At 73.1% G+C, this 26,729-nt stretch carries 24 protein-coding genes and 1 pseudogene; 6 read left to right on the forward strand and 19 right to left on the reverse strand.

Annotated features, from left to right (window positions below):
* Positions 1-8: 8 nt before the first annotated feature.
* A complete protein-coding gene (locus FM051_RS39800; protein ID WP_158852299.1) occupies positions 9-500 on the reverse strand; it encodes a hypothetical protein in 492 nt (163 codons plus the stop codon).
* 273 nt (positions 501-773) lie between these two features.
* Here FM051_RS39800 and FM051_RS39805 point away from each other — a divergent pair, with 273 nt between their 5' ends.
* From FM051_RS39805 to FM051_RS39820, 3 genes are all read left to right on the forward strand, one after another.
* Entirely contained in the window at positions 774-2,330 is a 1,557-nt protein-coding gene (locus tag FM051_RS39805) for a helix-turn-helix domain-containing protein (protein ID WP_158852300.1), read from the forward strand.
* 2 nt (positions 2,331-2,332) lie between these two features.
* Complete coding sequence (locus tag FM051_RS39810; RefSeq protein ID WP_158852301.1) at positions 2,333-2,815, forward strand: hypothetical protein; 483 nt, start codon at positions 2,333-2,335, stop codon at positions 2,813-2,815.
* Positions 2,816-2,876: 61 nt separating this feature from the next.
* Positions 2,877-3,839 (forward strand): helix-turn-helix transcriptional regulator, encoded by a 963-nt coding sequence (locus tag FM051_RS39820; protein ID WP_162470785.1) that lies wholly within the window; start codon positions 2,877-2,879, stop codon positions 3,837-3,839.
* A gap of 4 nt (positions 3,840-3,843) precedes the next feature.
* Here the strand turns inward: FM051_RS39820 and FM051_RS39825 are convergent, their stop codons facing one another.
* From FM051_RS39825 to rpe, 7 genes are all read right to left on the reverse strand, one after another.
* Entirely contained in the window at positions 3,844-5,178 is a 1,335-nt protein-coding gene (locus FM051_RS39825) for a M28 family peptidase (protein WP_158852303.1), read from the reverse strand.
* A 244-nt stretch (positions 5,179-5,422) separates the two neighbouring features.
* Positions 5,423-5,857 carry a PH domain-containing protein gene (locus FM051_RS39830; RefSeq protein ID WP_238412981.1) on the reverse strand — a complete coding sequence of 145 codons (435 nt, stop codon included), beginning with the start codon at positions 5,855-5,857 and terminating at the stop codon, positions 5,423-5,425.
* 8 nt (positions 5,858-5,865) lie between these two features.
* Positions 5,866-6,345, reverse strand: coding sequence for a 6,7-dimethyl-8-ribityllumazine synthase (gene ribH / locus FM051_RS39835; protein ID WP_158852305.1), 480 nt, complete (start codon positions 6,343-6,345; stop codon positions 5,866-5,868).
* A complete protein-coding gene (locus tag FM051_RS39840; RefSeq protein ID WP_158852306.1) occupies positions 6,342-7,616 on the reverse strand; it encodes a bifunctional 3,4-dihydroxy-2-butanone-4-phosphate synthase/GTP cyclohydrolase II in 1,275 nt (424 codons plus the stop codon). The genes ribH and FM051_RS39840 overlap by 4 nt, the downstream gene beginning before the upstream one ends.
* Positions 7,613-8,251 (reverse strand): riboflavin synthase, encoded by a 639-nt coding sequence (locus FM051_RS39845; protein ID WP_158852307.1) that lies wholly within the window; start codon positions 8,249-8,251, stop codon positions 7,613-7,615. The genes FM051_RS39840 and FM051_RS39845 overlap by 4 nt, the downstream gene beginning before the upstream one ends.
* Before the next feature lie 10 nt (positions 8,252-8,261).
* Positions 8,262-9,269, reverse strand: coding sequence for a bifunctional diaminohydroxyphosphoribosylaminopyrimidine deaminase/5-amino-6-(5-phosphoribosylamino)uracil reductase RibD (ribD, locus tag FM051_RS39850; protein WP_158852326.1), 1,008 nt, complete (start codon positions 9,267-9,269; stop codon positions 8,262-8,264).
* A 14-nt stretch (positions 9,270-9,283) separates the two neighbouring features.
* Positions 9,284-9,934 carry a ribulose-phosphate 3-epimerase gene (gene rpe / locus FM051_RS39855; RefSeq protein WP_158852327.1) on the reverse strand — a complete coding sequence of 217 codons (651 nt, stop codon included), beginning with the start codon at positions 9,932-9,934 and terminating at the stop codon, positions 9,284-9,286.
* 196 nt (positions 9,935-10,130) lie between these two features.
* Between rpe and FM051_RS39860 the strand changes: the two genes are divergently transcribed.
* Complete coding sequence (locus tag FM051_RS39860) at positions 10,131-10,775, forward strand: SDR family NAD(P)-dependent oxidoreductase (protein WP_158852308.1); 645 nt, start codon at positions 10,131-10,133, stop codon at positions 10,773-10,775.
* A gap of 35 nt (positions 10,776-10,810) precedes the next feature.
* Here FM051_RS39860 and FM051_RS39865 read toward each other — a convergent pair whose 3' ends face one another.
* From FM051_RS39865 to FM051_RS39890, 6 genes are all read right to left on the reverse strand, one after another.
* Positions 10,811-13,264, reverse strand: a complete 2,454-nt coding sequence (locus tag FM051_RS39865) for a helix-turn-helix transcriptional regulator (RefSeq protein ID WP_158852309.1) — start codon at positions 13,262-13,264, stop codon at positions 10,811-10,813.
* Positions 13,265-13,372: 108 nt separating this feature from the next.
* Positions 13,373-13,906 (reverse strand): flavoprotein, encoded by a 534-nt coding sequence (locus FM051_RS39870; RefSeq protein ID WP_158852310.1) that lies wholly within the window; start codon positions 13,904-13,906, stop codon positions 13,373-13,375.
* Between the two features lie 22 nt (positions 13,907-13,928).
* Positions 13,929-15,359 (reverse strand): RsmB/NOP family class I SAM-dependent RNA methyltransferase, encoded by a 1,431-nt coding sequence (locus tag FM051_RS39875; protein WP_158852311.1) that lies wholly within the window; start codon positions 15,357-15,359, stop codon positions 13,929-13,931.
* Entirely contained in the window at positions 15,356-16,285 is a 930-nt protein-coding gene (gene fmt, locus FM051_RS39880) for a methionyl-tRNA formyltransferase (RefSeq protein ID WP_158852312.1), read from the reverse strand. The genes FM051_RS39875 and fmt overlap by 4 nt, the downstream gene beginning before the upstream one ends.
* Before the next feature lie 294 nt (positions 16,286-16,579).
* Positions 16,580-17,122 (reverse strand): peptide deformylase, encoded by a 543-nt coding sequence (def, locus tag FM051_RS39885; protein ID WP_158852313.1) that lies wholly within the window; start codon positions 17,120-17,122, stop codon positions 16,580-16,582.
* A 44-nt stretch (positions 17,123-17,166) separates the two neighbouring features.
* A complete protein-coding gene (locus FM051_RS39890; protein ID WP_158852314.1) occupies positions 17,167-17,304 on the reverse strand; it encodes a hypothetical protein in 138 nt (45 codons plus the stop codon).
* A gap of 142 nt (positions 17,305-17,446) precedes the next feature.
* Here FM051_RS39890 and FM051_RS39895 point away from each other — a divergent pair, with 142 nt between their 5' ends.
* Both FM051_RS39895 and FM051_RS39900 read left to right on the forward strand, forming a co-directional pair.
* A complete protein-coding gene (locus FM051_RS39895) occupies positions 17,447-18,022 on the forward strand; it encodes an RNA polymerase sigma factor (protein WP_158852315.1) in 576 nt (191 codons plus the stop codon).
* Entirely contained in the window at positions 18,019-19,242 is a 1,224-nt protein-coding gene (locus tag FM051_RS39900) for a hypothetical protein (RefSeq protein ID WP_158852316.1), read from the forward strand. Before FM051_RS39895 ends, FM051_RS39900 begins: the two co-directional genes overlap by 4 nt.
* 54 nt (positions 19,243-19,296) lie before the next feature.
* On the opposite strand, the gene ggt is transcribed toward FM051_RS39900, so the two are convergent.
* The 5 genes and pseudogenes from ggt to FM051_RS39925 all read right to left on the reverse strand — a co-directional run.
* Positions 19,297-21,084 carry a gamma-glutamyltransferase gene (ggt, locus tag FM051_RS39905; protein ID WP_158852317.1) on the reverse strand — a complete coding sequence of 596 codons (1,788 nt, stop codon included), beginning with the start codon at positions 21,082-21,084 and terminating at the stop codon, positions 19,297-19,299.
* Positions 21,085-21,130: 46 nt separating this feature from the next.
* Positions 21,131-23,116, reverse strand: coding sequence for a primosomal protein N' (locus FM051_RS39910; protein WP_158852318.1), 1,986 nt, complete (start codon positions 23,114-23,116; stop codon positions 21,131-21,133).
* Between the two features lie 121 nt (positions 23,117-23,237).
* Entirely contained in the window at positions 23,238-25,214 is a 1,977-nt protein-coding gene (locus FM051_RS39915) for a phosphocholine-specific phospholipase C (RefSeq protein WP_158852319.1), read from the reverse strand.
* A 29-nt stretch (positions 25,215-25,243) separates the two neighbouring features.
* Positions 25,244-26,611, reverse strand: a complete 1,368-nt coding sequence (locus tag FM051_RS39920; RefSeq protein ID WP_158852320.1) for a hypothetical protein — start codon at positions 26,609-26,611, stop codon at positions 25,244-25,246.
* Positions 26,604-26,729, reverse strand: a pseudogene (locus tag FM051_RS39925) (methionine adenosyltransferase); the annotation flags it as partial. The pseudogene FM051_RS39925 and the gene FM051_RS39920, both read right to left, overlap by 8 nt.

A 26,729-nucleotide genomic window follows, 5' to 3' on the forward strand; every position in this document is an offset into this window, starting at 1 on the left:
ATCCTCGCCTACTTGTCCCGGGTGACCGCCGTCCGGGCCAGCGCCAGCACCGCTGTGAACGGCGGGAACCAGTGCCGCGAGTGCGACGGCGGGTTGGCCCACCGCAGCGACCCGTAGCGGGTCATGGTGGGCGGCAGCGCGATGCGCTGCGGCGAGCGGACGAACTGGACCTCGGCGGGCGCCTTCAGGTGCGTGGGCAGCAGGGCGACCAGTTCGGCGAGGAAGATCCAGTGCTCGCGCGGGCCCGGGATGACGGTGACGGGGCCCGCGAGCATCCTGGCCTTGAGGTCGGCCAGGACCCGCGAGCCGATGCGGGCCGGCATGGCGATCGCGGTGGTGGCCGGGCCGAGCGGCAGGAACACGCCCTGCTCGGTGACGGACACCTTCCAGCCGAGCAGCCGGTAGCCCGCGATCGCCTCGCCGAGTGCCTGCTGGTGCGCGCGATCACGTGGCCCGGAGCGCGGGCCGGAGTCTGCGGTGCTGGCGGCAGTGATACTCATCGGCGGAGGTCCCTCCCCTGTCGGGTGGAGCGGGCGGTGTGCGCGGGCCGCGGGGTCGTCCCGGCACTGGCACACACGCAGCGTCCGACCATCCGGCGCGTCGCACCACACCGTTGTCGGGTCGGATCCATGCACCGGACGGATGCCGTTCATCCACCACATGGCGTCACAGGGCCTCCGACGTGGGGCGCACCCGGTCTTATGCAGCAAATGCATGGACTCCTGATCACATCTCTATACACTGGTGAGCACGCTCAGTGACGGGAGCGAGCCATGGAACGGAAAGCTCGAAGAGCAGCCAGTACCAGGCGCGCATGCCCGTTGTGCGGGGCGCTGATCGCCGCCGACAACACCGACCGGCTCTGCCAGCGTTGTCGCCGCAACGCGCGGACGGAGCTCTACGGACCACCCGACGTCCCGGGGGATTTCTGGGACCACGAGGCGATGGCCACCGCGTTCACCGACCGGAACATGGGTGCCCTCCTCGCCGCCTACCGGCACCACCCCCAGCACGTCAGCCGCGTCACACAAGACCGCATGGCGTCCTGGCTGGGGATCTCCCAAGCACAGCTGTCGCGGTACGAGACCGGTGAGAACCCGATCGACCGGATCGACCGCCTGCGCCACTTCGCGCAGGTGCTCGGCGTCCCGGCCGACCGGTTGTGGTTCGACCGCGTCGGAATCCCAAGCCAGGCGGGCCCCGATCGCGGTGCCCCGCCCGATGTGCTCGGCGCGGCGTGGGACGCGTCGAGCATTGCCAGATCGGTCGAGGAGACGGCGAGGAACGACTTGGCGATCAGCAGACGAGCGGCGCTCACCGGAGCGGCCGCGGTGGCGATGGGTCCCGCACTGGTCGAACCGTTGCAGCGGTGGCTCCACCCCTTGCAGCCCCTGTCCAAGTGGTCGTCCAGCGCGGCGATCAGCGAGGAGGAGTTGGCGGCGCTGCAGCGCGTCGCCGACGGGCTGCGCGGGTGGGGCGGACGAGGCGGGTACGGGCTGGCGCGCAAGGCGGTGCTCGGTCAGTTGGAGGAACTGGCCGAGCGGTTGTCGCGCGCACCGGCGGGCCCGACGACGGAACGGGCCTTCTTCATCGGGGCCGAACTGTCCAAGGTCGCGGCGAGCATGTCGTGGGACGCGGGCATGCACGACGCCGCACAGCGGTACTACGTGCTCGGTGTGCGCATGGCGAAAGCCGGCCGCAACGACCCGTTCGCCGCGCTGTGCCTGGCGGCGATGGCCAGGCAGATGTTCGACCTCGGCCGCCCCGAGGACGGGTTGGAGCTGGTCCAGCTGGGCCAGTACGGCACCAGGCGCACCGCCACCCCGACGTTGCAGGCGCTCCTGCTGACCCGCGAGGCGTGGGCCTACGCGCAGATGGGTCAGGTCCGGGAGTTCCACCGCGCGGTCGGGCAGGCGCAGGACAGCTTCGCGCAGCGGCGGCCGGGTTCCGACCCGTGGTGGCTGGACACGTTCGACGAGGCGGAGCTGGAAGGGGTCATCGGTGCCCGGATGCGCGACCTGGCCGGGCACGACCCGAAGCAGGCGCCGGGCGCCGAGCAGCACATCCGGCGGGCGTTGAGCCTGCGTGACCCGGCCCGGGTGCGCAACCGTGCGTTCGACGTCATCGGGTTGGCCCGCACGAAGATGGTGGCGGGCGAGCCCGAGGAGGCGTGCGGGCTGATCCAGGAGGTGCTGCCGACGGCGGCCGGCCTGGCGTCCGGGCGGGTGGTGCGGAAGTTGCAGGACTTCGCCAAGGAGGCCGAGCGGCACCGCGACCTGGCCGTGGTCCGCGACACCCGGGACGCGATCCGCGGGGTGCGGACGGCGTAGTGATGCGGGTGGGAGTCACCGGGCACAGCAAGCTGGCGCCCGATTGCGTCGACGCCGTGCGCGAGGCCATCCGCGCGGCGTTGGAGGCCGAGGCGGCGGGCGGGTCATCCCTGGTCGGGGTGACCTGCCTGGCGCCGGGTGCGGACCAGTTGTTCGCGCGGGTGGTGCTGGAGCTGGGCGGCCGGGTCGAGGTCGTGCTGCCCGCGATGGACTACCGGGACAAGCTCAAACCGGAGAAGCGGGCGGAGTACGACGAGTTACTGGCGCGGGCGCACGTGGTGAGCGTGCTGCCGAACGAGCTGTCGGGGCGGCACGCGTACGTGATGGCGAACGAGCGGATGCTCGCGTCGGTGGAGCTGCTGATCGCGGTGTGGGACGGGCAGCCGCCGGACGGGCGTGGCGGCACGGCGGACGTCGTGGAGACGGCACGGGCGTCGGGCGTGCCGGTGGTGGTCGTGTGGCCGGAAGGCGCTCGACGCGGTTAGTCGGGCTCTGGTCGCGGGACGCGGACAACAGCTGTCCGCGATGGCCGGCAGACTTCGGCGCATGCTGGAGACCTCGGCGCGTCTGCTCAAGCTGCTGTCGTTGTTGCAGGTGCGCCGCGACTGGACCGGCGCGGACCTCGCGCGGCGGCTGGGGGTGGACGTCCGCACCATCCGCCGGGACGTCGACAAGCTGCGCAACCTCGGCTATCCCGTGAACGCGGCGCCGGGCGTGGCGGGCGGCTACCAGTTGGGCGCGGGGGCCGAGTTGCCGCCGCTGCTGTTGGACGACGACGAGGCCGTGGCGGTCGCGGTCGGGTTGCGGACGGCGGCGAACGGCACCGTGGCGGGCATCGAGGAGACGTCCGTGCGGGCGTTGGCCAAGCTGGAGCAGGTGCTGCCGTCCCGGCTGCGGCGGCGGGTGAACGCGTTGCAGGCGCACACCATCGCGTTGCCGGCGCGCGGAACGCAGGTGGACGCGGGCATGTTGACCACGATCGCGAGCGCGTGCCGGGACAACCAGCGGCTGCGGTTCCCCTACGCGGGGCGTGACGGGGACACGCGGCGGCACGTGGAGCCGTTGGGGCTGGCCCACACCGGGCGGCGGTGGTACCTGGTGGCGTGGGACGTGGACAAGGCGGACTGGCGGACGTTCCGGGTGGACCGGATCGAGGAGGAGCCGACGCTGGGCGCCCGGTTCACGCCGCGCGAGCCGCCGGCGGAGGACCTGGCGTCGTACGTGTCGCGGCAGTTGTCCGTCGCGCCGTACCAGCACGAGGCCCGACTGGTCATGCACGCGCCGTACGACGTGGTCGCGGCCCGGACCTCCTACGCCTCGGTGCACCTGGAGCGGATCGACGACGAGCGGACCCTGCTGACCGTCGGTGCGCCGGCGTTGGAGGAGCTCGGGCCGTGGATCGCGATGATCGGCGTCGACTTCGAAGTCGAGAGCCCGGAGGAGCTGAAGCAGCACCTCCGGGCCTTGGGTGAACGTTTCCTCAGGGCCTCCGGTCAGGGCGGGGCCTGAGGGGTCAGCGGGTGCAGGCCAGGCGGTAGGCGGCGGCGCCGATGAGTTCCAGGGAGATCTGGAGGCGGTCGGGGCTCACGTTCTGGGCGATCGTGTCCTCGGGGGTGTGGTAGAGCGGTTCCAGCTCGTGCGGGCCGCCCTCGCCGCGCCAGCTGAAGTTCGCCGCGGCGATCTTGCGCTCGTGGAACGGCACGTGGTCGCTGCTGCCGCGCGGCACCGGGCCGTGCACCTGCGCGCCGTAGCCGAGGCGGGCGGCGGCCGCGGCGACCTGCGCGGTGGTGGCGTTGTCGCCGCCGTCCACGGACAGCAGCCAGTACGCGGTGGCGGGGCCGTGGCTGGTGGCGACCATGTCGTTCTGGAACACGCCCGCGATGCGCGCGGCGTCCGGGTCGGCCAGCTGGCTCACGTAGTAGCGCGACCCGAGCAGGCCCTGCTCCTCCGAACCCCACAGCGCGAACCGCAGCGCCTTGTGCGTCGGCAGGTAGCGCAGCACGCGGGCCAGTTCGAGGGTCAGCACGGTGCCGCTGCCGTCGTCGTTCGCGCCGGGCGAGCCGGGCACGCTGTCGTAGTGCGCGGTCACCATGACCACGCCGTTGTCCGGGCCGGGGAACGTCGCGGGCCGGTCGGCGATCACGTTGTACGAGGTCAGGCCCGGGTGGTGGGTGGTGGACACGGTCACCGTGACGGCGCCCGCCGCACGCAGCCGCTCCACGTGCACCTGCGCGATGCCCAGCACCGGCACGGTGACGTTCGCGGTCAACGTCGGGGAGAACGCGCTCGTCTTGCCCGCCGGCGGCACGGACACCCGCCCGACCAGCACGGCCGCCGCACCCAGCCGCGCCGCGTCCAGCACCGCGGTGGACCCGGCCGGCACGTTCACCAGCAACGCGATCTTCCCGGTCAGGTCGGCGGGCAGCGACGTGCCGTTGTCCAGGTCCACGACCGGGCCGGTGACCGTCACGCCGAGCGCGCCGAACCGGGACGCGCCCGCGTTCCAGGTGTCCGACCCGACGGTCAGCTTGGACAGGTACTTGTCCGGCACGGTGAACGGCTGGAGCGTCACCTGGTACCGCAGGTCGCGCAGCACCGACGCGAGGTAGTCGCGGGCCCGGTGCTCGGACTCCGTGCCGCCGATGCGCTGGCCGATCCGTTCGCTGAGCACGCGCAGGTGCTCCATCGCCTTGCGCGCCCGCACCCGTCCCACCACGGGGTAGTCGCCCAGGGCGAGGTCGGGCAGGTCGGACGCGCCGGGCCGCTGCGCCCGTGCCGCCGGGTTCAGGCCGAGCGTGACCGCTCCCGCCACCGCCGCTGCACCGGTCAGGAGTGAACGTCTGCGCATGTGCGGACCCCCAAGGTCGTAGATCACCCGAACCTAGGCAGGGGTCCGGACCCCGACAAGGGTGCCGATGGCGGACACCGGTCCCCCAACAGCACCACGACGATCGGGGGTACGCGAACGTTGAACTCAAGGCACCCGAGTGTTCGACTCTCGCACCCTGAACGTAGGACTCTCGCGAGAGTCCTACGTTCAGGGTGCGAGAGTCCTACGTTCGGGGGTGCCGAGTTCTACGTCCGGGGGCGGGTCAGTTGGTGGCGGCTCGGTGGAGTTCGCGGAGTGCGCGGACGGCGGCGACCGCGTGGTCGCGGTCCACGGCTTGCACGGCCATGATCGACACGTACTCGTCGTCCGGCAGCTCCAGGCGGGCCCACGACGCGCCGTCGGGGAACGACACGTGCAGCACGTCCGCCCACGCGAACCGGTGCGCGGTCACCACGTTGCGCACCTCGACGCCCTCCGCGTCGGCACGCACGCGCGGTCGGGTCAACAACAGGACGCCGCAGGCCAGCAGGACGCCCAGGCAGATCATGGCGATCTGGTCGGAGGTCCGGAAGATCACGCCGGTCGGCGTGTCCCCGAGCAGCAACCCGACCACGGTGAACACCGCGACCAGGAACACCGCGCTGACCCCGGCGACCAGCCGGATCTTCTTGGGACGGAACTCGACGACGGAAGCCACGGCGGTCCTCACGAGTCCACTCGCAGCCCGCGCAGCACGAGCGCCGTGTCCAACGCCGCCACGCACGCCTCGAAACCCTTGTCCTCCACCGAGTCCGCGAACCCGGCACGCGCCAACGCCTGGTCCTCGTCGTTGGTGGTGAGCACGCCGTTGCCGACCGGGGTCGACTCGTCCAGCGCCACCCTGGTCAGACCCGCGGTCACCGCGTCGCACACGTACTCGAAGTGCGGCGTGCCGCCCCGGATCACCACGCCCAACGCCACCACGGCGTCGTGCGTGCGGGCCAGCTGCTGCGCCACCACCGGCAGCTCCACCGCGCCCGCGACCCGCACCACCGTGGGCGACGGGACACCGGCCTTCGCGGCGGCGGCCAACGCCCGCTCGACCAGGTTGTCGGTGATCTTCGCGTGCCAGCGCGTGGCCACCACGGCCAGCGTCAGACCCGCCGCGTCGGGGACGGCGTCCTCGGGACGCCCTTCGCCGCTCATTCCGCTCCCTCCGTGGTGGACACCACCGCGCCGCCCTGGCTCAGCGCCTCGTACTGCTCGAGCTGGTGCAGCTCGTGGCCCATCCGGTCGCGCTTGGTGCGCAGGTACCGCAGGTTCTCCGGGTTGGGCGAGATCGGCAGCGGCACCCGGTCCAGCACGGTGAGCCCGTAGCCCTCGAGCCCGACCCGCTTGGCCGGGTTGTTGGTCAGCAGCCGCATCGACTTGATGCCCAAAGAGGACAGGATCTGCGCGCCGGTGCCGTAGTCGCGGGCGTCCGCGGGCAGGCCGAGCCCCAGGTTCGCGTCCACCGTGTCCGCGCCGCTGTCCTGCAGCTGGTACGCCTGCAGCTTGTGCATCAGGCCGATGCCCCGGCCCTCGTGCCCGCGCATGTAGAGCACGACGCCGCGCCCCTGCGCCGCCACCGCCTCCAGCGCCGCGTCCAGCTGCGGGCCGCAGTCGCAGCGCAGCGAGCCGAACACGTCGCCCGTCAGGCACTCGGAGTGCACCCGGACCAGCACGTCCTCGCCGTCGCCGATCTCGCCGTAGACCATCGCGATGTGCTCGATGCCGTCGAGCTTGCTGTCGTAGCCGACCGCGGTGAACGTGCCGTGCGCGGTCGGGATCCGCGCCTCGGCGACCCGCTCCACCTGGGTCTCCACCCGCCGCCGGTAGGCGATCAGGTCGGCGATGGTGATGATCGCCAGGTCGTGGTCGGCGGCGAACACCTCCAGCTCGTCCCGGCGGGCCATGTCGCCCTCGTCCTTCTGCGACACGATCTCGCAGAGCACGCCGGCCGGCGCGAGCCCCGCCATCCGGGCCAGGTCCACGGCGGCCTCGGTGTGCCCGGGACGGCGCAGCACGCCGCCGTCACGCGCGCGCAGCGGCACCACGTGACCGGGCCGGTTGAAGTCCTTCGGACCGGCCTCCGGGTCGGCCAGCAGCCGGATCGTGCGGGACCGGTCCGCCGCCGAGATACCGGTGGTCACGCCCTCGCGGGCGTCCACGGTCACGGTGTACGCGGTGCCGCGCTGGTCCTGGTTGGTGTGGTACATCGGCGGCAGGTCGAGCCGGTCGCAGTCGGCCTCGGTCAGCGACACGCACACGTACCCGGACGTGTAGCGGACCATGAACGCCAGCAGCTCCGGCGTGGCCTTCTCCGCGGCGAAGATCAGATCGCCCTCGTTCTCGCGGTCCTCGTCGTCCACGACGACGACGGGCCTGCCGGCCGCGATGTCCGCGACCGCCCGCTCGATGTCGGCGAAGTCCTTCACCGGGTCTCCTCGGCACGATGGTCGGCCCGCGGGTGGACGCCCTCGAAATGGGGCGCCGCGAGCCGCTCGACGTACTTCGCCAGCACGTCCACCTCCAGGTTGACGTGGTCGCCCGGCGCACGCCGACCGAGTGTGGTCAGCTCCAGCGTGGTCGGGATGAGGCTGACGGAGAACTCGTTTTCGGACACGGCCACCACCGTCAACGAGACGCCGTCGACCGTGATCGAGCCCTTCTCCACCACGTACCGGGCCAGCGCCGGCGGCAGTCCGATGTGGACGACCTCCCAGTGCTCGGCCTTCTCCCGGGCCAGCACCACACCGGTGCCGTCCACGTGGCCCTGCACGATGTGACCGCCCAGGCGCTGGCCGACGGCGGCGGCGCGCTCCAGGTTGACCTTGTCGCCCTCGGCGAGTTTGGCCAGGCTGCTACGGGTCAGCGTCTCGCGCATCACGTCCGCGGTGAACGCGCCACCGGCGACGTCGACCACGGTGAGGCACACGCCGTTGACCGATATCGAATCGCCGTGTTTCGCGTCGCTGGTCACCAACGGGCCCGCGATGGTGACGCGGGCCGCGTCCGGCAGGTCGGCGACGGCGACGACCTCACCCAACTCCTCGACGATCCCGGTGAACACCGTTCCTCCTCTAGCGTGCGGCGCCGGATGGCATTACCGCGGAAACCCGCACGTCCGGCCCGCACATACTGACCTGCTCCACGACCAATGCCACAGCGCCGGTGACGGTCGACACCCCGGCGTCCCGCAGTGCGGACGGACCGTCGCCCAGGAATTTCGGGGCGAGGTAGGCGAGCACCCGGTCGATTCGGCGCGCTCCCGCGAACGCACCCGCCAGCGTAGGCCCGCCCTCCAGCAGCACGTCCACCACACCTCGCGCGGCCAGCGCGCCGAGCACCACGTCGGGGTCGTGCGTGCGCAGGTGCATGGTCTCCGCCTCGTCGTCCAGGACCCGGGCCCCCCGCGGCAGGTCGCCCATCCCGACGACGACCCGCAGCGGCTGGCGGGTCACATCCTGCCCCGAACGGGTCGCCCGCGCGGTGAGACTCGGATCATCGGTGCGCACCGTGCCCGTGCCGACCATGATCGCGTCGATCTTCGTGCGCAGTTCGTGCACCTCGGCGCGGGACTCCTCGGAGCTGATCCAGCGGCTGGTGCCGTCGGCGGCGGCGACCCGGCCGTCCAGCGTGGCGGCGTACTTCCACGTCACGTGCGGGCGGCCGGTGCGGGCGTAGTGCAGCCAGGCGCGCAGCGTGCCGCGTTCGACCTCCTCGGCCAGCAGGCCGGACTCGACGTGGACGCCGGCCGCGCGCAGCACGTCCCCTCCCCCGGCTGCCTGCGGGTTCGGGTCCGAGACGGCGTGCACCACGCGTGCCAGGCCCGCGTCGAGCAGCGCTCGCGTGCACGGCGGGGTGCGGCCGTGGTGGGCGCACGGCTCCAGCGTGACGACCGCCGTGCCGCCCCGCGCCCGTTCACCCGCCTGGGCGAGCGCGACGACCTCGGCGTGCGCCCCACCGGGCGGCCGGGTCGCGCCTTCGCCGACGAGTTCGCCGTCGGCGTCCAGGATCACGCAGCCCACCGGCGGGTTCGGGCTGGTGGTGCCGCGGACCCGTTCGCCTGCCGCGACGGCGAGCGCCATCGCCTCGTCGACGTTCACCGGGCGCGCGTCGCTTGCTCGCGCAGGCGCTCCAGGGCCGCGCCGGGGTCGGCGGCGTCGTAGACGGCGGAACCGGCCACGAAGCAGTCCACGCCCGCCTCGGCCGCCTGCTCGATGGTGTCGGCGTTGATGCCGCCGTCGATCTCGATGACCAGCTTGAGGTGGCCGGTGTCGACCAGGCGGCGCGCGGCGCGCACCTTGTCCAGCACCTCGGCCATGAACGACTGGCCGCCGAAGCCCGGCTCCACCGACATGACCAGCAGCGTGTCGTAGTGCTTGAGCACCTCGACGCACGGCTCCAGCGGGGTGCCCGGCTTGAGCGACAGACCGGCCTTCGCACCCGCCGCACGCAGGTTCTTCGCCAGCTGCACGGGGTCGTTCGCGGCCTCGACGTGCACGGTCACGTTGTAGGCGCCCGCCTCCGCGTAGGCGATGGCCCAGCGGTCCGGGTCGTCGATCATGAGGTGGCAGTCCAGCGGCAGGTCGGTCGCCTTGCGCAGCGACTTCACCACCGGCAGGCCGATCGTCAGGTTCGGCACGAAGTGCGCGTCCATGACATCCACGTGCAGCCAGTCGGCGGACGCCACGGCGGCGGCCTCGTCGGCGAGTCGGGCGAAATCGGCGGACAGGATGCTCGGTGCGATCATCGGCTGGTGGACCACGGCTGGTGAGTCTAGGCTCCGCGGTCGCCCGGACCTCACGGGTGCCCTGTCCCACTCCCCTGCCCGATCGCGTGGTCGGCCGCTCCGACCTGCCTTTTTCCCACTACTCACGCGGGTAGTTCCCCTGCGGTGTGGTGGCCGTTACGTTTGACGCGGGGGCAGCAACTGGGGAGCACTGGGGATGAATGCCGAATTCCGTCACAAGATCGCACTGATCACGGGAGCCTGTTCGCCGCTCGGCGCCGAGGTCGTCGAGTCGCTGGCCAGGCAGGGAGCGTTGGTCGCGGCCGTGGACAGCGACGGGGCGAGACTCGCCGACCTGGTCGAACGGCTCCAGGGCCAAGGGCTGCGGATCGCCGGGCGGCAGATCGACGTGACGTCGAGCGCGGCCGTGGACGCGTTGGTCGACCAGGTGGAGCGCGAGTTCGGCGCGATCGACGCGCTGGTGGCGATGGCGGGCGCGCTGCGGCCCGGTCCGGCGCTGTCCATCAGCGACGAGGACTGGGCGCACAGCTTCGCGGTGAACGTGAACGGCGTGTTCAACGTTTCGCGGGCGGTGGCGGCCCGAATGGTCGAACGGGGTCGCGGCACGATCGTGATGGTGCCCGCGCACGTGGTCGCGGTGCCCAGGTCGGGGGTCGCGGCGTACGCGGCGTCACGGGCGGCGGCGGTGGCCTACACCGAGTGCCTGGCCGTGGAGGTCGCGGCACGCGGGGTGCACTGCGCGGTGGTCGCGCCGGCGGACGTGCGGCGGGTGGCCGACGAGGTGCGGTTCCTGCTCGCGGACACGGTGCCGGGCGCGATGTCGGACGCCGTCGGGGCGTGAACCGGGCGAGAACCGGGGCGTGAACCGGAGCGGGATCAGACCGTCGAGGTCTCGGCGGTCTCCTGCTCGTGCGCCAACCGCGCCAGCTCCACCCGCGAGCTGATCCCGAGCTTCTTGAAGATGCCCCGCAGGTGGTAGTTCACCGTGTGCGGGGACAGGTACAGCTGCCTGGCCACCTGCCGGTTGGTCATCCCGGCCCCGACCAGCCGCGCGATGTCCCGTTCCGGCTCGGACAGCCGCCCCCAGTCCTCGCCGCCCGCGTCGGCCCGCCCGGCGCTCCTGCGCAACCGGGCCACCTCGCCGTCCGCGCCCATCCGGTCGAAGATCCGCAACGCCGCCGTGACGTGCGCCGACGCCCGGCTCGGGTCCCCGGTCTCGGCGAGCAGCACGGCCAGGTCCTCGTTGGCGATCGCCTTGGCCCACGGGTGGCTGTGCCGGTCCGCCGCCGCCAGCAGCTCCTCGGCGTCGCGGTCCAGCAACGCCCGCGCGTGCACGGCGGCCACCGACACGGCCTCGAAACCGGGGTTGTCGGCGGCCAGTCGCTCGGCCGCGCCGACCACCTCGCCGGCCAGCCCGCTGTCGCCCACCGCCGACGCCACCCGCACCAGCCACGGCGCGGCGCCCGGCTCCTCGATGAGCATCCGGCGGGCGCCGTCGAGGTCGGCCATCCGCTCACGGGCCAGCTCGACGGCCGGCCCCGGCCCGCCCTGGGCCTGTGCCAGCAGCAGCTCCACCCAGTCGTACTGCCCGGAGTGCAGCACCGCCTCGCCCGCCGCCAGGTCGGCCCGGTACCGGCGCACGTGCTCGGCCGCCGCGGCCACCTCGCCCCGGTGCAACGCCACCGTCGCCAGCACGGTCGACGCGAGCGGCACCAGGATGCGCAGGCCCCGGTCGCGGGCGGCGGACAGGCCGCGACGTGCCGTGACCAGCGCCTGGGTCAGCTTCCCGGCCTGGGTCAGCACCCTGGCCCGCGCGATGGTCCGGGCCGTGGGCGCGCCGGTCGTCACCGCCTCGTCGTCGTCGCCGGGGACGTCGTCGCACACCAGGCGCTCGGCGTGCTCGAACTCGCCCAGCGCCGAGAGCTTCAACGCGAACGACACCGCCGCCTGCGACTGCCACCACGCGGTGGGCCGGTCGAGTTCCCAGCGGGTCGACTCACGGCCCCAGTACATGCCCTCGGCGAGGTTCCCGGCGTTCCACTCCAGGCACGAGTGGACGGTCGCGGCCATCACCACGTCCGCGTCGCCGGGCTCCCGGTTCCGCACGGTCAGCACGGACAGCGCGTGCGCGCCCGCCCGGCTGCCGGTGGCGAAGTACAGCGACAGCAGCCGTCCCGCCGCGGCCAGCCTGCGCAGCGGCTCGGGCACGGCCGCCGTCGCCATGACGTGCTCCATCTCGGACGCCGCGTCGGCGGGCCGTCCGTCGGCCAGCAGGATGCCGCCCAGCACCACGTGCAGCTCGGCCGCGGCGCCGGCGCGCACGCCCCGCGCCAGGCTGTCGCGGGCCAGCGCGATGGCGGAGCCGAGCTTGCCGTTGGCGGCCAACGTGCGGACACCGCGCACGGCGAGCGCGCCCCGGTCGTCGTGCTCGTCCTCGACGTGGTCGGACTCCTCGGGCGCTCCACCCGGCCCAGTGCCCGGCCCAGTGCCCAACACCGTGCCCAACACCGCCACGTCGTGCCGCAGGGCGTGCAGCACCGATTCGGGCATCGACTCCACCACCGCCCGCCACACCAGGTCGGAGGCGAACTCCAGCCGTTCGTCGACGCCCACCACCAGCCCGGAGGCCAGCACCTCGTCCACGGCCAGCAGCAACGCGGCCGTGGTCTCGCTCATCATCGTGGCCACCTCGTGCAGCAGGAACGACCTGCCGATCACGGCGGCGACCCGCAGCACCTGGGTGGCCTTGGCGGACAGCACGTCGACCTGCCCGCGGACCAGGGCGCCCACCCGGCGCGGCAGCCACCCGCCGCGCAGGCGGGCCACACCGTCGCGCACCTCCAGCTGCCCTTCCTCGCGCAGCCCGGCGACGAGTTCGGCGACCAGCCGCGGGTTGCCGCCGGCGGTGCCGATGAACGAGGCCAGGTCGGGGTGCGGTGTCGCGTGGAGCAGGTCCGCGGCCATCCGCTCGATCACGTCGTCGTCCACGGGGCCGAGCGCCAGCACGTCGCCGTGCGCGGACAACGCCTGCCGCACTTCGGCGCCGGCCAGCGCGCCGGACAACGCGAGCAATGCGCTCACCCGCCGTTCCCGCAGGCGGGGCAGCACCGCGAGCAGGGCGGCCGGGTCGGTGTGCGCCTGGTCGACCGCGATCAGCACGCGTGCGCCACGATCGGCTTCCACCCGTTCGAGTGCCCCCGTCACGTCGGCGGACGCCGTCAGGTGCGCGCCGGAGACCAGGACGACGGCGTAACCGCGGTCGCGGGCGGCGTCGACCGCCTCGTGCAGCAGGAGGGTCTTGCCGGAGCACGGCGGGCCGTCGATGGCCAACAAACCACCAGGCGCGGACAGGAAGCGGAGAACCGAAGCCCATTCACGATCCCGGCCGTACAATTTCGACACAATCAAGACTGCTACGCGTCTCGACTGGCTGTCAATTCAGCCGTACGCGCTGTTCTCGCCGTTTTCACTGAATGCGACGAATGGCGCAACCCGATCGAGAAGATCTATCACCGATCGTGGGTCGTCCGCGAGCACCACCCCGGCGGAACGCAACACCGCCAAGTGGCCCTGGAACGCGGGGTGGCCCGCCTGGTCGTCGGACACCTGCGGCAGCACCACCATCGGCGTGCGGCGGCCCAACGCCTCGCACAACACCGTCAGCGCCTGGTTGTCGCCGATCCCGAGGGCGAGCTTGGCCAGCGAATTCGCCGTCGCGGGCGCGAACACGAACGCGTCCGGCACCGGGTGCGGTTTCGGCTCGGTCGGCAGCCGCGACGTCCAGCGCACCGGCAGGTCCGTCGTCGCGGCGAGCGCCGCCAGCTGCGGCTCCAGCCAGCGGGCGACGGTCGGGGTCAGCGTGACGGCCAGCCGCCAACCCCGTTCGGCCAACGGCCGGGCGAGGCCGTCGACCAGCCACCGCTCCACCCCGCCCGCCCCGGACGCGACCAGCCCTAGCACCGGACCGGTCACGTCCGCACCACCGGGGCTCCGGTCACACGGGCCTCCGGAGCAGGGCGCAGAACATCGCGTCCGTGCCGTGCTTGTGCGGCCACAGCTGCACCTGCGGCCCGTCACCCAGATCGGGCACACCGGGGAAGAACTCGCGGGCGTCCAGCCACTCCGCCTCGGTCCGGCGGGCCACGTCGGCGACCACGCCCACCGTCTCGGACAGGTGCGGCGTGCACACTACGTAAGCCACCACGCCACCGGGCCTGACCAGGGTCAACGCCGCCGTCAGCAGCTCGCGCTGCAACCGGGCCAGCGGGGCGACGTCGGACGGCTGCCGCCGCCACCGCGCCTCCGGCCGGCGCCGCAACGCGCCCAGCCCGGTGCACGGCGCGTCCACCAGCACCCGGTCGAACCCGCCCTCCTCCAGGCCGGATTCACGACCGTCGGCCACGTGCACGGTGATCGGCACGTCACCCGCCGCCTTGCGGATCAGCTCCGCCCGGTGCGGCGCCTTCTCCACCGCGTCCAACGTCGCGCCGGACATCGACGCGAGCGAGCCCAGCATCACGGCCTTGCCGCCGGGGCCGGCGCACAGGTCGAGCCACCGCTCGTCGCGACCGTCGAGCGGCACCCGCGTCAACGCCACCGCGCACAGCTGGCTGCCCTCGTCCTGCACCGTCGCCAGCCGCTCGCGCACCGCGTCGAGGTCGCCCGGGTCGCCCGCGCCCGCGTCCAGGTGCACCCCGTACGGCGAGTACGGCGCCACCTCGCCGCCGGTCATCGCGGCCAACTCCTCCGCGCTGCACTCGCCGGGCCGGGCGGCCAGGTGCACGGCCGGGCGCATGTCGTCGGCGGCCAGCGCGTCGCGCAACGGCTCACCCCGGCTGCCCAGGGCCTCGGCGAACGCCTGCGCGATCCACCTCGGGTGGGCGTTGGCCATGGCCAGGTAGCCGATCGGGTCGGTGTCCTCGTCCGGCGCGACCTCCTCGACCCAGCTCGCCTCGTCCTGCCCGGTGACCCGGCGCAGCACCGCGTTGGCGAAACCGGCCGCGCCCGAGCCGCGGTCGGCGCGCACCAGGTCCACCGTGGAGGCGACCGCGGCGTGCGCCGGGATGCGGGTGCGCAGCAGCTGGTAGGCGCCGAGCCGCAGCGCGTCGAGCACCGCACCGTCCACTTCGGACAGCGGGCGGTCGGCGCAGGCGGCCAGCACCGCGTCCAGCAGGCCCTGCGCGCGCAGCGAGCCGTAGGTCAGCTCGGTGGCCAGCGCCGCGTCACGGCCGGTGATCTTGCGTTCCCGCAGGATGCCGGGCAGCACGAGGTTGGCGTAGGCGTCACGCTGGCGCACCGCGCGCAGGGTGTCCAACGCGGCCTGCCGCGCCGGGTCCTCCACCGGCGGCCGGGCCGGGCTGCCGGTGCGCCCGCGCGGCGGGTGCGCCCGCTGCGGCCGGGATGGACGGGAAGACCTCTGGGTCATGAAATCCGCTCCCCCGCCTCGATCCGGACGCCGCGCGCCCAGTCGGTCGCCGACATCCGCTTCTTGCCCTGTGCCTGCACGTCGCCCAGCACCACCGGGTCGGTGGCCGTGCCGACGAGCACGCGTTTGCGCTCCACCCGGATCTCACCGGGCGCGAGCGGTTCCTCGGACTCGGTCGGGAGGACCGGGCCGAGTTTGAGCCGTTCACCGCGGAACTCCGCCCACGCGCCGGGGTCCGGCGTCACCGCGCGGGCCACCCGGTCGATCGCGGCGGCGGGCATCCGGAAGTCCAGCCGGGCGTCGTCCACGGTCACCTTCGGCGCGTAGCTGACACCCTGTTCCGGCTGCTCCACCGCCCGCAGCGTGCCGTCCGCGATACCGTCCACAGTGGACAGCAGCAGCTTCGCGCCCGACTCGGCGAGCCTGCCGAGCAGGTCACCGGCCGTGTCGCGCTCGCGCACCTGCTCGGTCACCACGCCGAACACCGGGCCCGCGTCCAGCGCCTTGACGATGCGGAACGTGGTCGCGCCGGTGATGTCGTCGCCGTGCCGCACGGACGCCTGCACGGGCGCCGCGCCACGCCAGGCGGGCAGCACCGAGAAGTGCAGGTTCACCCAACCGTGGGTCGGGATGGCCAGGGCGGACTCGGGCAGCAGCGCGCCGTAGGCCACCACCGGGCACAGGTCGGGCTTCAGTTCCTTCAACCGCGCCTGGAACGCCGGGTCGCTCGCCTTGGCCGGGGTCAGCACCTCGATGCCGTGCTCGTCGGCCAGCGCCGCGACCGGGGACCGCTCCACCCGCCGCCCGCGTCCGGCCGGCGCGTCGGGCCTGGTGACGACGGCCACCACCTCGTGCCGGTCGGAGTCCAACAGCGCCCGCAGCGACGGCAGGGCGACCTCGGGCGTGCCCGCGAAGACCAGGCGCATGTCAGACCCCTCCGTACGGGACGTGGGGACTCGGTCGAGACGGCCGGGTTTTCTGGACGAACACGCACTCTCCTCGCTTCGGAGCCGTCTGATGATCGGACTCCCGGGCGGAGCCGACGATCACACCGCAGACAGCAAGTCTAGGAGAGTGCCGCCGGCCTAGCTCGCCCGCGAGGTCGCCGTCGATCGTTCGCGACTCATTTCCCGGCGATCACGCTCTTCGATCGCCGGGAAATCAGGCGCGAGCGGCCGACCTCCCGGGCGACCGAGCCGCCGTCTGCGGAGCAGCGGCCATTAAGCACCGAACAAGGGGTGCGGGGACTGCTTGATCGTCGGCACGCCGCCGTCGAACCACGACTGCTGCCGGATGGCCTTCATGGCCTCCTTGCGGGTCTGGTCGTCCAGCCGGTCCAGGAACAGCACGCCGTCCAGGTGGTCGGTCTCGTGCTGGATGCAGCGCGCCAGCAGGTCGCTGCCCTCGACCTCGATCGGCTCGCCGTGCATGTTCCAGCCCTTGGCCACGACGTGGAGGTGGCGGCGGCAGTCCCACGACATGCCGGGGATCGACAGGCAGCCCTCCGGGCCTTCCTGCTCCTCGTCACCGACGACGTCGAACGTCGGGTTGACCAGGTGCCCGGCGAAACCGTCGCAGTGGTAGGTGAACACGCGCAGGCCGATGCCCAACTGGGGTGCCGCGAGGCCCGCGCCGCCGGCGTCGCTCATGGTGTCCCACAGGTCCTTGACCAGCTTGCGCAGCTCCGCGTCGAAGTCGGTCACCTCGGCGGCGGGCGTCCGCAGCACCGGGTCGCCGAACAGCCGGATCGGTTGGACGGTCACGCGCACTCCTCGCAGCCTGGGGGTTCCAGTCTACGAAAGCGGCCTCAGTGTCCCAGGTCACGGCCGAGGAACGTGACGCCGACCAGCGCGGCCAGGAAATGCCCCAGGAAACGGGCGGTGGTGGTGACGGCCGCCGGCACCCTGGTCGTGGCGGCGGTCGTCGTCATGGTGATCGTGGTCATGTCGTGCTCCTCAAGTCCTCGTCGTGCCTCCAGGGTGTCTCTCGCGGGCGTCGGCGGGCGTCCGCTCGGAGTAGCGGGCCGATCTCATCCCCGGGAATGAGATCGGCTGCAACGCCGGGGGTACGTGCGGCTACCTACTGGCATGACTGCTGCGACATCGAGCCGGCAGGGGGCGGGGCGGGTGCCGGACACCGACGCGGAGCTGTGGGCGCGCGGGGACAAGGCCGCGTTCGGCGCGCTCTTCGACCGGCACGCCGAGGCGGTGTGGAACCACGCCTACCGGTTGACGGCGTCGTGGTCGCTCGCCGAGGACCTGACCTCCGCCACGTTCCTGGCCGCGTGGCGGCGCCGGTCCGACGTCACCCTGGTCCGGGACAGCGCCCTGCCGTGGCTCTACACGGTGGCGGGCAACCTGGCGCGCACCGAGTTCCGCCGCCTCGGCCGGTTCAGACGGGCGCTGCGCCGGGTGCCCGACCAGGAGGTGGTGCCCGACCACGCCGAACGCGTCATCGCGTCGGTGGACGACGACCGCGCGTTGCGGCGGGTCCTGGACGTGGTGGGTTCCCTGCCCAAGGCCGAACGGGAGGCCGTGGAGCTGTGCCTGCTGGGCGAGCTGTCCACGGCCGAGGCCGCCGAGGTGCTCGGGGTCGCCGAGGTGAGCGTGCGCTCGCGGATCTCGCGGGCCCGTGCCCGACTGCGTGCTGTGGAGGAGCGATGAGCCAGCCCGAGATGACCGTGCCGAACCTGCCGCCGCGCCGTCCCCTGCCGCCTGACGTTCGGGAACGGATGCGCCGCCGGGTCGTGGGCGCCGGGGCGGTGCGCGCGCCGCTGGCCGCTGCGGCTGCCGTTGCCGTGCTGGCGGCGGGCGGGGCGATCGTGGCCCAGTCCACCCAGGGCGACGACACGATCGCCGTCGCGCCACCGAGCAGCACCACGTCCCCGCGGCCCGGTTCTTCCCCGAACGACGTGTCGATCATCGCGGTCTCCTCGGGGGCGAGCGAGGAGGACGCGGCGCGGTGCGGGTTCCCACCACCGGGCGTGCGGTTCACCATGGGCCTGGCCGGCCGCCGGATCCTCGTGACCGGCGATGACCGGCTCTGCGAACTCACGCACACGACGACCTCGCACAACAGGCCCGAGGCGGGCACGGTCCCGCTGGCCGGTGGTGCGGCATCACTGCTGTGGCGCACCGGCAGCGGTGTGCTCGTCGGCCGCGTACCGGCCGGGACCAGCACCGTGAGGGTGTCCATAACCCTGCCGAACGGCGGCGGGGTGATGCCCATGCGCGTCTCGCAGGTGCAGGACCTGTTCGTGATCCCGCACTCGGCCGAGCGGATGTCGGTGGCGTTCGGCACGCCGTCCGGGCAGGTCACCGGTGGTGAGATCGACATACCGGCGCTGCCCCGCCCGGACGTGTGGTCGCGGACGCGCGAGGACCTGCCGCCGGGTGACCCGGTCGTGGCGAGGTGCCTGGACCTGACGATGCGGGACGGCGTGGACTGGGTGGGCGACCCGCTGACGTGGCGTCCCGGCGCGTTCACGGGTCCGGCGGTCAGCGCGTGGCTGGCGATCCACGACCAGGCCGGGCGCGTCGCGTTCTGCCACGTCTACCACGGTGAGGCGAGCACCGCGACGATCGGTGACACGTCGCCCCAGGACGGCGCGCTGGTGAAGGTCCGCCATTCGACCGGGCGCGGCGACGGTCCCACCAGCGCACAGGTGTTCCTGGGCGGCACGGTGGACGCCGCGAAGGTGGGCGCCGTCGAGATCACCGACTTGCGGGGTCAGACCGTGCCGGCCGTCCTGGCGGCGGGCACCTTCGTCGCCCGCCTGGACAACCAGCCGCCACTGGACGCGCGTGATCTCACGAAGGGCTTCCAGGTCCGCGTGTTCGACCACGAGAACCGCGTGATCGAGACGCTCACCCTCGACAAGTGAGACGTGTGGTCCCACCCGGCCGGGGAGGGACGGGTGGGACCGCGCTTCAGGACGTCACGGGGTGGGCCGGACGACCCGGGCGGCGCCACCGCCGCGCCTCGTCGTCTCGGCCGCCGCGCGCCAGCGGCCGTCGGGGAGGCGTTCGACCGCCGTGACGGCGCCGATCTCGCTGGTCGAGGTGAAGGTGTGGCCCAGGGCGCGCAACTGCGCGGCTTCCCCGGTGGCCAGGAACGCGGCCTCGGCCTGGGTGTTGGTGGCGTTGCGCTGGGACGCCCGCGGTGCGGCGATGGCCTGGACGAGGGGTAGGCCGCGGTCGAGCCGCTGGGTCAGGACCTGCAGGACGGTGGTGATGATGCTCGCGCCGCCGGGTGAGCCGAGGGCCAGCACCGGCTTGCCGTGGTGCAGCACGATGGTCGGCGACATGGACGAGCGCGGGCGCTTGCCGGAGCCGGGCAGGTTCGGGTCCGGCACGCCCGGCGTGACCGGGGTGAAGGAGAAGTCGGTCAGCTCGTTGTTGAGCAGGAACCCGCGGCCGGGCACCACGATGCCGCTGCCGCCCTCCTGCTCGATGGTGAGGGTGTAGGCGACCACGTTGCCCCAGCGGTCGGAGACGGTGAGGTGCGTGGTGTCCGTGCCCTCGTACGGGGTGACGGCGGGCTCGGCCATCACCGCGCACGGGATCGGGTTGCGCGGGTCACCGGGGGCGACGGGGCCGGTCATGGCCTGGGTCGGGGAGATGAGGCAGGCCCGGCTGTCGGCGAAGCGCTGCGACAGCAGCTCCCGGGTCGGCACGTCGCTGAACGACGGGTCGCCCACCCAGCGGTTGCGGTCGGCGAAGGCCAGCCGGCTGGCCTCCAGGTACCGGTGCAGGTACTGGTCCGGTGTCTCCTCGGCGAGGTCGGTGGTCTCCAGGATGTTCAACGCCTCGCCGACGGTCGTGCCGCCGGACGAGGGCGGGGCCATGCTGAACACGTCGACGTCGCGGTAGCGGGTGCGGGTGGGTTCGCGCAGCGGGGCGTTGTACGAGGCGAGGTCGGACATGGTCAGGTCGCCGGGCCGGACGTTGCGGGTCACGCCGGGTGCGACCGGCGGCGTCCGGACGGTGTCGACCAGGTCGCGGCCGATGTCGCCGCCGTAGAGGGCGGACACGCCGTCCTCGCGCAGCTCGCGGTAGGTGTCGGCGAGGTCCGGGTTGCGGAACGTGCTGCCGACCGCCGGCGGGGCGCCGCCGGGGAGGTACAGCGCGCGGGTCGAGGTGAAGTCGGCGAACCGGGCGGCGTTGTCGGTGACCTGGCGGTTGAACGTGGCGTCGACGGTGAAACCGCGCCGGGCCAGGTCCTCGGCGGGACGGACGGCCTGGTCGAGCGACCACGTCCCCCACCGCTGCAGCGCCCGCTGCCACGTCTTGGGCGTGCCGGGCACGCCGACCGACAAGCCGCTGGTCACGGCCTCGGGGAACGGGATCGCGGCGCCGTTCTCCACGAACAGGTTCTCGTCGGCCGAGGCGGGCGCGGTCTCCCGTCCGTCCAGAGTGGACACCTGTTTGGTCCGGGCGTCGTAGTGGACGAGGAACCCGCCGCCGCCCATACCCGCCGAGAACGGGTCGGTGACGCCCAGCGCCGCCGCCACCGCGACCGCGGCGTCCACGGCGTTGCCGCCGCGGCGGAGCACGTCGACCCCGATCTGCGAGGCGTCGGGGTCGACGCTGGACACCGCCCCGCCGATGCCCACCGCCACGGGCACGCGGGGTGCGGCGGTGGTGGTCGGTTGGGCGGTCGCGGGCAGGACTGGCGCGACGAGGAGGAGGGATGCGAGGACGCTGACGACAGTCGACCGGAGCATCGTTCTCTTCTACTCCACCCGGCCGAAAACCTGAACCACCTCGCGGTCAGATGACTTCGAGCGGGTCCAATTTCACCCGGACCACGTCCGGTTCTTTTCTGGCGCTCCGCACGGCCAGGACTTCGGCCAGGATCGTGGCCAGCGCCCGGCCTTCCGTTCTGGACACCCGCACCAGGGCGCGTTCTTTGTCCTCCGAAAGCGGGACCGGGCCGAGGATTTCCCCTGTGCCCGGCAGGTTCAATTCCTCCAGGACGCCGGCCAGGGCGTCCGGGGAACCGTCGACCGTCGCCATCCGCACCGCCGGCGGGAAGCCCAGTTCCGCGCGGGCCGCCAGCTCCTGCCTGGCGTGCCACACCGGGTCCCAGCGGACCAGGGCCTGGACCGGGGCCAGCGAGGAATCGGCCACCACGACCACCCGGCCCGCCGCGTGGACCAGCGCGGCGGCCGTCATCCAGCGGCGGAGGGTTTCTTCCGCGGCCCGCAGGTCGGCCCGGCCCAGCAGCGCCCAGCCGTCCAGGAGCAGTGCCGCCCCGTAGCCCCCTTCGGCCACCGGTTCCGCGCCCGGTGTGGCCACCACCAGTGATTGGCCGCCCGGGACCGCGGACAGGACCTCGTCGCCGCCCGACGTGCGGACCGGGACTCCGCTGAACGCGCGCCCCAGCTCCTCCGCCGTGCGACGGGCGCCGATGACCTGGCCGCGCAGCCTGCGGGAACCGCAGTTCGGGCAGCGGTACGCCGCTTCCGTCGCACCGCACCACCGGCAGTACGCGGGCCTCGGCACACCGTCCTGGGTGCCGCCCGGCAGGGCCAGAGGACCCGCGCACCGGCGGCACCGGGCCGGGGATCGGCACTGGCCGCAGGCGAGGGCGGGCACGTAGCCGCGCCTCGGCACCTGGATGAGGACCGGGGTGTCGGCCGCCAGGGCGGCACGGGCCGCGTCGAAGGCGATCGACGGGAGCCTGGCCGACCTCGCCGCCGGGTCCTTCACGTCCTGCCACTCGTTGTCGCCCACGGCGGCCACCCGCGGCGCCACCGCGCGCAGCGTGTCGCGGGCCGCCACCACCTCGTGCGCCCAGCCGCTGTCGACCAGCAGCTGCGCTTCGGCGGTCCGGGCGAACCCGCCGATCAGCAGTGACGCGCCGGTGAGGTGCGAGCGCTGCACCAGGACGTCACGGACGTTCGGGTACGGCATCCTCGGCTCGGCGTGCAGGTCGTCGCCGTCGTCCCAGACGGCCACCAGGCCCAGGTCGTGCACCGGCGCGAAGGACGCCCCGCGCGTGCCGAGCACCACCCGCACCGCACCGCGCCGCACGGCCAGCCACCGCTTGTACCGCTCGGACGGCCCGAGGTCCGCCGACAGCGTCACCACGCCCGCCTCGCCCACGAGCGCCGCGCACGCCTGGTGCAGCCGGGCCAGGTCGCGGTGGTCCGGCACGACCACCAGCGCGCCCTTGCCGGTGCTGGCCACCGACGCCGCCGCCTCGGCCATGCGGGCGGGCCAGTCCTCGGCGGGCAACGCCTGCCACACCGCCCGCGCGGCACGGCCGGAGCGCAGCGCGTCCAGCAGGTTCGGGCCGAACGGGTAGCGCGACCACCCCTCGTCCGACGGCGCGTCGGGCACCGGTGCGGGATCGCCGGACGGCTTGGCCTCGACCCGCGCGTGCCGGGGCGGGATCGCCATCCGCAGCACGTCGATCAACGACCCCGCGTACCGGTCGGCCACCACCCGCGCCAGCTCCGCCACCTCCGGCGACAGCACCGGCTCGGGCGAGATGACCCGGTCCAGGAAGGTCAGCTTGCGGCCGTACTCCGACGACTCGACCCGCTCCAGCAGGTAGCCGTCCACCAACTGGCCGGCGAACCGCACCCGGACCCGGCAGCCGGGCACCGCGTCCGCGTCCTGGTCGGTGGACACCTGGTAGTCGAACGGCCGGTCGAGGTGCGCCAGCGGCACGTCCACGCACACGCGGGCAACCGGCAGCGAGGCGGCGGGAACCTGCTCCCCGCGCCTGGTAGTCGCCTTGCCCGCCACGAGTGGAGGTCTACCAGAGACCGGTGCGGCCACTCGCGACCCGGGTGGCGGGCTGAACTCGACATGTCACGGAACCATTATCGAACACGTGTTCGATGCGCGCAAGATCACGAACGGGTGATCACCCGGAGATGCTCGCCCGGCCGTTCTCCACGTGCCCGGCCAACCTGCGGTGGAACCCCTCGGAGGACACCGTCAGGTCGTACCAGCCGTGTCGGAACGCGGTCAGCCACGGCACCAGCCGCCGCTTCCCCGGCCGCACGGTCACCTTGAAGTCCCGACCGTCCCCCACCACGGAGAACGTCACGTCCGACGTCCCGGAGTTCGCCAACGTCACCGACAACACCCCGCTGTGCCCGTGCACCGACGACTCCACCGCCACCGACTCACCCCGGACCCCGCCGAACTCCCGCCGGAACCCGTTCGGCCCCACCACCGTGAACCGGTACCGCTCGGCGAACGGCACCGCGAAGTCGACCGAGGACCGCACGTCGAAGTGCACCGGGAACTCGAACTCCCCCGCGTACGGGTACAGCGCCAGGTGCACGCTCTCGTCCCCCGAGTTCCGCAGCGCCAACCGCACCTCCCCGCCGACCACCGAACCGGACGCGTCCGGCTGGTAGGGCAGCGGACGGGCGGGCCGCACGCCCGGTTCCTGCTCCGGCATCCGCTGGTCCGCGGGTGGCGCGGGCCGCCACCGGGGCGAGGCGGGCGGCACCGGGCCGGGCTCGGTGACCAGCGGCCGACGAGCCCGTCGGCTGAAGTCGAACGCCGAGGTCAGATCGCCGCACACGGTCCGCCGCCAGGCGCTGATCTCCGGCGCCGACACCCCGAGCCACCGCTCCAGGAACCGGGTCGTGGACGAGTGGTCGAACACCTGCGAGTTCACGTACCCGCCGACCGTCCACGGCGACACGACGGTCATCGGCACGCGCGGACCCAGGCCCAACGGCCGGTCGCCCACGTACTCGTCGGACACCTCCCGCGGCGGGAGCGGCGGCGGCACGTGGTCGAAGTACCCGTCGTTCTCGTCGTAGGTGATGAACAACGCGGTCGAGTCCCACACCTCCGGCACCGACGCCAGGGCGTCCAGCACCTGGTACGTGAGCGAGGCGCTGGCGGCGGGCGAGGACGCGCCGGGGTGCTCGGAGTCGATCGAGGACGGCACCAGGTACGACACCTGCGGCAGTCGGCCGGCCTCGACGTCGGCCCGGAACGACGCCGTCAGCTCACCGGGCCGCACCCGTCGCAACGCCCGGTCGTACAGCGCGCGCTCGTCCGGCGCGAGGAGTGCGACACCCTCCTCCAGGTGCGCGAGCATCTCGGCCGGGGACGACGACTGCGACAGCGCCGCGTAGAACGAGTCGAGGCTGGGGAACGTCCCGCGCAGTGCTTTGCGCGCGATCTGCTTGAACCGGACGAAGAACTCCAGGTTGTTGTCCTGGTAGTTGTCCCACTCCTGGTAGACGCGCCACGACTTGCCGGCGTCCTGGAGGCGCTCGGCGTAGGTCGTCCACGAGTAGCCGGCGTGGGTGGACTCGGCGTAGGCGGCGTTGGTGACGGCACGGGCGCCGGACGGCTCGAACCCCGTGTAGCCGCTGACCCAGTAGTTGCGGTTCGGGCTGGTGGAGGTGGGCACCGAGCAGTGGTAGGCGTCGCAGACGGTGAAGGTGTCCGCCAGCTCGTAGTGGAACGGCAGGTCCTGCCGGTCGTAGAACGCCATGGTGGCGGGGGTCTTGGCGGGCACCCAGCCGTCGTGCCAGCCGCCGCGCAGGGCCCGGTGCCCGCCGTCCCAGCTGTGGTCGAGGTCGCCGATGTACTGCACGTCCCCGCCCGCCGCGCCGCGCACCGGGAACGGCAGCACGCCGTTCTGGGAGAACACGCCGTCGAGCGCGTTGCGGTCGGAGAAGCCCCGAACGCCCCGCAGGGTGCCGTAGTAGTGGTCGAACGACCGGTTCTCCTGCATCAGGAGGACGACGTGCTTGATGGCGGACAGGCCGCCGGGACGCGGCTCGCGAGCCAACGCCTCGTGCACCGACGGCGGCAGCAGGGAACCCGCCACGGCGGCGGTGAGCAGCGTGCGACGCGAAACCGACATGACGTGGTGTCTAACGCCCGCGGGTGAACTCAGGAGGTCTTGCGGACCAAGCCGGTGAAGCCGGCGACGAACAACGTCGCGAAAGCCCAGGCCAACATCTGCAGCAACCACGTCGAGACCACCACGGCCTGGCCGAGACCGCCGGACGTGACGATCTGGCAGCGCACGCCCTCCGGTTTCGCCAACGGCGTCACGGCGTTCAGCGCGTGCCCGATCTGGTCGACCGTGGAACAGGACCGCACCAGGCCCGCCGGCCCGGCCACCCCGGCGACCAGCGCGACCGCCGCGGCCAGCGTGCCGAGCAGCCACAGCAGCGCGACGGCGGGCCGGTAGCCGTAGCCGACGGTGGCACCGGTGATCCGGTGCCACACCCGCCCCCACCTGGTCAGCCGGCCGCGCCGGAGCAGGTCCCGCTGCTGCGCGACCCGGATGCGCCGCACGTCGCGCTCGTTCCCGGCCGCCTGGCACGCGGCGGCGAGGTGCACGTAGGGCTGGCTGGCGTACACCGGCGTACACCGGGCCAGCATGTCGATCCACTCGTCGACCGTCGTGTCGCGCGGCACGCCCGCGTAGGTCAGACCGTCCAGCTCGACCCGGCCGTCGAGGCAGTCCGGCGGGAACAGCACCTCCATGCCCGCCCGGACGTGCTTCACGTCGAGCGCCACGGCGCCCGAGAACTCGCCGCCGCGCAGCACCAGCTGGCCCCCGATCCGCGAGCCGCGGATGCGCACCGCGGCGGACGAGTCGGACCCGGTGGTGGCGCGGAAGCCCTGGCTGAGGAACACGTTGTAGTCCACCTGCACGTCCACGCCGAGCAACGCCGAATCACGCTCGGAGTGCAGCCGCGCGCCGCGGCAGTCGAGGTTCCCGTCCAGCCGCGCGCCGTCGAACCGGACCGTGCCCGCGGAACGGACGTCGGTGAGGTACACGTGGCTGCCGGTGCGCAACTGCACCGCGTGCACGGCGTACGAGCGCTCGGACCGGAAGTGCGACCCGGACAGGCTGACGTGGCTGCCGATCGACGCTTCGCCCAGGTCGAGCGCCCAGTCGTCGGCCCCGCCGTCCAGCCGGGCGTTCCGCAGCAACAGGTAGTGGTCGAGCTTCAGCCACGGCGCGGACACGGCGGGCGCGACCAGGCCGCTCAGGTCGAGCGACGTCAGCCTCGCCCGGTCCAGCAGCACGGGCTCGTCGACCCGGCAGTCCCGCAGCACCACCGGCCGCGAGACCACGACGTCGGAGAGGTCCAGCCGGCCGGAGACGCGCGCGCCGCTGATCCGGAGACCGCGCTGATCGAGTTCGTCGGTCAGCAGGTCCCGGATCAGCGACGCGGGTAGTTCAGCGCCGTCGAAGTCGACGGACTCGCCGTGGAGCAGGCGTCGGGACAGGCCGTCACGCACCGGCGGCGGAGCGCAGGGCTTCCGCGCGGTCCGTGTTCTCCCAGGGCAGTTCGACGTCGGTGCGGCCGAAGTGGCCGTACGCGGCGGTCGGGGCGTAGATCGGGCGCAGCAGGTCCAG

It is taken from the genome of Saccharothrix deserti, assembly GCF_009769385.1.
GTDB classification, from domain to species: Bacteria; Actinomycetota; Actinomycetes; order Mycobacteriales; family Pseudonocardiaceae; genus Actinosynnema; species Actinosynnema deserti.

Coding starts and splice junctions, on each gene's coding strand:
- FM051_RS39800 (WP_158852299.1), bottom strand. CDS start 500: ATGAGTATCACTGCCGCCAGCACCGCAGACTCCGGCCCGCGCTCCGGG.
- FM051_RS39805 (WP_158852300.1), top strand. CDS start 774: ATGGAACGGAAAGCTCGAAGAGCAGCCAGTACCAGGCGCGCATGCCCG.
- FM051_RS39810 (WP_158852301.1), top strand. CDS start 2,333: ATGCGGGTGGGAGTCACCGGGCACAGCAAGCTGGCGCCCGATTGCGTC.
- FM051_RS39820 (WP_162470785.1), top strand. CDS start 2,877: ATGCTGGAGACCTCGGCGCGTCTGCTCAAGCTGCTGTCGTTGTTGCAG.
- FM051_RS39825 (WP_158852303.1), bottom strand. CDS start 5,178: ATGCGCAGACGTTCACTCCTGACCGGTGCAGCGGCGGTGGCGGGAGCG.
- ribH (WP_158852305.1), bottom strand. CDS start 6,345: ATGAGCGGCGAAGGGCGTCCCGAGGACGCCGTCCCCGACGCGGCGGGT.
- ribD (WP_158852326.1), bottom strand. CDS start 9,269: ATGGCGCTCGCCGTCGCGGCAGGCGAACGGGTCCGCGGCACCACCAGC.
- rpe (WP_158852327.1), bottom strand. CDS start 9,934: ATGATCGCACCGAGCATCCTGTCCGCCGATTTCGCCCGACTCGCCGAC.
- FM051_RS39860 (WP_158852308.1), top strand. CDS start 10,131: ATGAATGCCGAATTCCGTCACAAGATCGCACTGATCACGGGAGCCTGT.
- FM051_RS39875 (WP_158852311.1), bottom strand. CDS start 15,359: ATGACCCAGAGGTCTTCCCGTCCATCCCGGCCGCAGCGGGCGCACCCG.
- fmt (WP_158852312.1), bottom strand. CDS start 16,285: ATGCGCCTGGTCTTCGCGGGCACGCCCGAGGTCGCCCTGCCGTCGCTG.
- FM051_RS39890 (WP_158852314.1), bottom strand. CDS start 17,304: ATGACCACGATCACCATGACGACGACCGCCGCCACGACCAGGGTGCCG.
- FM051_RS39895 (WP_158852315.1), top strand. CDS start 17,447: ATGACTGCTGCGACATCGAGCCGGCAGGGGGCGGGGCGGGTGCCGGAC.
- FM051_RS39900 (WP_158852316.1), top strand. CDS start 18,019: ATGAGCCAGCCCGAGATGACCGTGCCGAACCTGCCGCCGCGCCGTCCC.
- ggt (WP_158852317.1), bottom strand. CDS start 21,084: ATGCTCCGGTCGACTGTCGTCAGCGTCCTCGCATCCCTCCTCCTCGTC.
- FM051_RS39915 (WP_158852319.1), bottom strand. CDS start 25,214: ATGTCGGTTTCGCGTCGCACGCTGCTCACCGCCGCCGTGGCGGGTTCC.